General features: G+C 37.0%; 3 protein-coding genes and 1 pseudogene. 1 reads left to right on the forward strand and 3 read right to left on the reverse strand.

Annotated features, from left to right (window positions below; genetic code table 11):
- The 3 genes from carB to JR312_RS05930 form a co-directional block, all read right to left on the reverse strand.
- Positions 1 to 2,687: carbamoyl-phosphate synthase large subunit (carB, locus tag JR312_RS05920; RefSeq protein ID WP_416647950.1), on the reverse strand; the 2,687-nt coding region annotated here is incomplete at its 3' end.
- Between the two features lie 116 nt (positions 2,688 to 2,803).
- Positions 2,804 to 3,568 (reverse strand): SDR family NAD(P)-dependent oxidoreductase, encoded by a 765-nt coding sequence (locus JR312_RS05925; RefSeq protein WP_416647951.1) that lies wholly within the window; start codon positions 3,566 to 3,568, stop codon positions 2,804 to 2,806.
- On the reverse strand, positions 3,555 to 4,370 hold the full coding sequence (locus JR312_RS05930) for a YihY/virulence factor BrkB family protein (RefSeq protein WP_416647952.1): 816 nt from the start codon (positions 4,368 to 4,370) through the stop codon (positions 3,555 to 3,557). Before JR312_RS05930 ends, JR312_RS05925 begins: the two co-directional genes overlap by 14 nt.
- Positions 4,371 to 4,498: 128 nt before the next feature.
- Here JR312_RS05930 and JR312_RS05935 point away from each other — a divergent pair.
- Positions 4,499 to 4,630, forward strand: a pseudogene (locus JR312_RS05935) (TrbC/VirB2 family protein); the annotation flags it as partial.
- Between the last annotated feature and the right edge of the window lie 527 nt (positions 4,631 to 5,157).

The following is a 5,157-nucleotide window of genomic DNA, read 5'->3' on the forward strand; positions in this document are numbered from 1 at the left end:
AATGGAAAAACAGCAGCTTTAACTGCAAAATGATTGAAAGGCTTGTTTTCCTGATTCAATTTTTTACCCAAAATAACCTGAGTGGCAAGCTTTGCAATAGGAATATTGATTACCTTGGAAATAAAAGGAACTGTACGGCTAGCCCTTAAATTCACTTCAAGTATGTATACATCACTCTCTTGAACAGCAAACTGAATGTTTATCAGACCTTTCACTTCTAGTGCAAGAGCTATTCTTTCAGTTTGGAGCTCGATCTCTTTTATTACTTCGTCACTCAATGTATTTGTCGGTATTGAGCATGTTGAATCGCCAGAGTGGATACCAGCTTCTTCAATGTGCTCCATGACCGCTGCAATGAAAACTTTTTTCCCATCACATACAGCATCAACGTCAACCTCAACTGCATTGACTAAAAATTTATCAAGAAGCAGTGACCCGTGTTCAAAAATTTTGGTTTGATTCAAGACATACTCTTTAAAGCTCTGAGTATCGTGTCTAATCGACATAGACTGACCGCCGAGGACATATGATGGCCTGACTACTAGTGGAAACCCCACCTTTTCTGCGTTGGTTAACGCTTCTTTTACTGAATGGCAGATAGAACTTTCAGGTTGTTTTAAATTAAGTTGCAAAGCAAGGTTTTTAAATCTCATGCGATCTTCTGCAAGGTCAATAGAATCAAACGAAGTTCCCAGAATTTTGAAACCTCTCTCGTTAAGCACTTTGGCTAACTTTAAAGGTGTTTGACCACCTATTTGAACTATTACACCAACCAGTGTGCCATTTTCTTGCTCTTTGCTTAGTATTTCAAGCACATCCTCTGCAATCAGTGGGGCGAAATATAAACGATCAGCGGTATCATAATCAGTTGAAACGGTTTCCGGATTACAGTTAATCATTATTGTTTCATACCCCATTTCTTTGGCGGCAGAAGCTGCATGTACGCATGCATAATCAAACTCAATACCTTGACCAATGCGATTTGGACCACTTCCTAAAATGACAACTTTTTTTCGATCCGAAATATTCGCCTCACATTCCGTTTTATTTTCAACATCACCCTCATAGCAGCCATACATATAAGCAGTGCTCGATTCAAATTCAGCTGCACAGGTATCTACACGCTTATAAACTGGATTAACATCAAATTTTTTCCTTATTGCTTCAATTTGTTCTACTTTCTTATTGCTCAATTTTGCCAATCTTGCATCTGAAAACCCCATTTTTTTCAGCTCTAACATTTCATATGCAGTTCCAGGAAGGCCGTTTTCCTTGATTTTTTGTTCAGCCAAGATGATTTGCTGTATATTTTGCAGAAACCATAAGTCATATCCTGTAATCGAATTTATTTCTTCTATGCTAATTCCGTGACGCATTGCGTCAGCAGCAATCAGTAATCTGTTTGGCAGCAATTTTGCTAATTGAGATTTAACATCTGTGTCTTCAGAAAACACTTCATCAAGTCCCGTGAGCCCTGTTTCAAGTGAGCGAAAAGCTTTCTGTAGTGACTCATTAAAAGTGCGGCCTATAGACATTACTTCTCCCACTGATTTCATGGAGGTTGATAGTTCACAATTCGTCCCCTTAAATTTCTCAAACTCAAATCGAGGAATTTTAGTGACGATATAATCAATCACTGGTTCGAATGCAGCAGGTATAACTGGAGCACAGTCGTTACATATTTCATCGAGCGAATAGCCAATAGCAAGTTTAGTTACAACTTTTGCAATAGGATAGCCTGTTGCTTTCGAAGCAAGTGCAGAGGAGCGAGAAACCCTTGGATTCATTTCAATTACAACGAGGCTTCCATCTTCTTTAGGATTCACTGCAAACTGAACATTTGCACCACCGGCGCTAACATCAATTTCTCTCAGCACTGCTATAGATGCATTTCTCATTTGTTGATATTCAGCATCACGCAGAGTCAAAGCAGGAGCAACTGTGATACTATCTCCGGTGTGCACTCCCATTGGATCAATATTTTCTATTGAACACACTATTATACAGTTATCCTTGCAGTCACGGATAACTTCCATTTCATATTCCTTCCAGCCCATAATTGATTCATCTATCTGAACTTCATTTATTGGTGAAATTTTTAGAGCACTTTCTGCAATATTGAAAAACTCCTCTTTATTGTATGCTATGCCGCTACCTGCGCCACCAAGAGTGAATGATGAACGGATGATTGCTGGTAATCCAATGTAATCCAAAGCCTTTTTTATTTGTTCTTGATTTTTTATAATGATACTTTTGGGGTATTTTAGACCTATTTTATCCATGGATTGGCGAAATAATTCTCTATCTTCCGCTTTTTTTATTGCTTCTCTATTTACTCCTATTAATTCTACGTTGTATTTGTCTAACACTCCATCATCTGCAAGTTTTATTGCACAATTAAGTGCTGTTTGCCCTCCCATTGTTGGTAATATTGCGTCTGGCCTCTCCTTAATTATAATTTTCTCTATGATTTCAGGTAGCACCGGCTCAATATAAGTTGCATCAGAGAATTCAGGATCTGTCATTATAGTTGCGGGGTTGGAGTTAACTAAAATGACTTTATAACCTTCACTTTTTAATACTTTACAGCTTTGCGTTCCAGAATAATCAAACTCGCATGCCTGACCTATAACTATTGGGCCTGCTCCTATTACTAATATAGATTCTATATCTGTGCATTTTGGCATAATTACAATAATAGTCTCGACTCAAATAATGTTACCAATCTTTCCTGTGTATGTGAATTTTTATTAAACCTAACTACCTTTAGGCTTAACGGTATCTTTGCAGATACTATGGTAATTTACTCGGGAGATTTGCTAAGTGGTAAGATTTGTCCTGATATGCTACAATCTTCAGAAGCAAGTTCTACAAATTTGTCTGTCAGTTTATCAGGTGGCACCAATTCAGATATATCTTTTCCCGAAAATGCTTGCTTATACATTTCACTATCGATAGGCCCTTCCGAATACACGGCATTTATGCATAAGTTCGTATGTTTTGTCTCAGATGCATATATCTTCACCATTGCTTCTAGTGCAGCCTTACTTGCAGCATATGGTACCCAATATGGATAAGAGGAAGGAGAAAGTGTTATCTCTGAGGTCATGAATATCGCTCTTCCAGCATTAGACTTTTTTAGTATTGGACCCAAATTTTTTAGCAAGTACCAATTGGCAGTAAAATTTGTATTCATTACGTTCTGTAGATCTTCAAGCTCACAATCATGAACAGAGCTCAACTTACCTAAAATTTCAGTGCATGCAATCAGTATATCAAGTGTTCCAGATTCTGATAATTTTGGGCTTTCTATCATATTTGCCAGTTTTTCTACGTTTTCAAAGTCTAAAAGATCAAGCTGAATTAGTTTCACAGAGCCTTCTTTCAGCTCTTCAATTTCGTTATACAATGGCTTGAGATTATCAAGAGATCTGGAAATCAGAATTACACATGCACCTTCTTTTACAAATCTTTTTGCAACAGAAGAGCCTATTCCACCTGAAGCTCCGGTAATTAAAGCTATTTTACCTTCTAAGTCACCCATTTCTTTCTCCTTAGCAAGATCCATTGAAATATTTTAGCTGAAAATTAAATTTTGCTCCATATATAAAAATCAAACTTAGCACATAAAAAAATAGTAACGATACTATCACACCACCTAAACTTCCATATATCAAATTCAGTTGGTCAAAGGAAGCTTTTAAGTATTGCTTGAAAGCTGAAGCAGAGATCGTCCAAAGAATAACAGCTACACAAGATCCGGGAAATACGTCTGATAAGTTTTGTTTTATGTTTGGCAATGTAAAATATAGCCAAGATACTATAGTAAAAAGCACAAACTCAATAAGTAAATATCTAGTATAACTTAGCCCTTGGTAAGAAAAATCAATTAACATTGGCACTAATGTAAAAAATACTATAGTCAGAGTTGTAACAAGCGTAATTGCTAAAAATTGTAATATACTGAGCACCCTTCTCCATATATAAGGCGATGAAACCGGGACTTTATAGGCCTTATTCAATATCGTTCTGAATCCTTCAATTGTCGATGAGGCAGTCCAAACAGCGCCTACAATTGCCAAGGTTAATAAGCTTTGCGGAGGGCCTGATATTATCTCCCTAATACGTGGCATCAAAGATGATAAAATATCCTGTGGCATGTTATCAATAATAAATGCCCAGCCGACATTGTATTGATCTAAGAAATTTGCGAACGTTGATGCCATGGCCATTAAAACAATAAGAAAAGGAAATATTGATAACAGGATTAAAAATGATAGATATCCTGCGTGCTCCACTCCATCATTATAAACTGTGTCAATTAAAGCACGATAAAGGCAATAAACGATACTATAAAATTTCTGTAGCACTTGTAATATAAATAAACTAAGAAAAGTATTCTAAATGAAATAAAGCATACTTTTAAGCAAAAAATCCTCACCGTTTACTTAAATTTAATCAAAATGATAGATAATCCAGCGTTAAATACGGAGGCATAATGAAAAATTTTCTTCTACTTGTAGCTTTAATTCTTTCCTTTGCATTTGATGCAAATGCTAAAAATACTTTTGTTGATAAAAATGATACAACATCATCAGTGATATGGTGCGACCTGAAAGTCTTCGGTCATATTGTTTAAAAGGAGAGGAATTCATTCAGAAAGAAACTGAAAGGATTCTAAAACTTATTAAACCAGATGTTTTGCCGTCTGAGTCTACGCATCAGTGCGAATCGGGCAACCGGTTGGTGCCAAGCGATGCGGACAATGAACCTCCTCTTGAAAAAGAAGATGCTCAATCGTGAGAGGGGCATAAACTGCAAGCATCATGTGGTTGGAGGGCTAGGCTAGTGGTATGGTGAACGTAAGTGAAGCTTTATAAGTACCGATACGATGAAAGAGCTAAAGATGCTGATAAGCTCTGACCAAAAGGTAATGTGGATAAGTTACATTTTTCATTTCTAGATGTACGCAAATAATAACTCCACCGGTATAGAGAAGCCACCTAACCCACTGTTGTATGACTGGAGAAACAGGGTAAGCCTGTATTTTCGCCTACATGGCAAGCAAACCGCAAGGAATGCTGATGGAAGTGCAGGTAAAGGAGAATGAAGAAAGCGAATGCCATTTTGTAACGAAATGGATAGAATTTGTAACAT

Origin of the sequence: Wolbachia endosymbiont of Nasonia giraulti, from assembly GCF_048054155.1 — a bacterium.
Classification (GTDB): domain Bacteria; phylum Pseudomonadota; class Alphaproteobacteria; order Rickettsiales; family Anaplasmataceae; genus Wolbachia; species Wolbachia pipientis_C.

Excerpts from the sequence above, each read along its gene's own strand:
- JR312_RS05925 (WP_416647951.1), bottom strand. The coding sequence starts at position 3,568 with ATGGATCTTGCTAAGGAGAAAGAAATGGGTGACTTAGAAGGTAAAATA.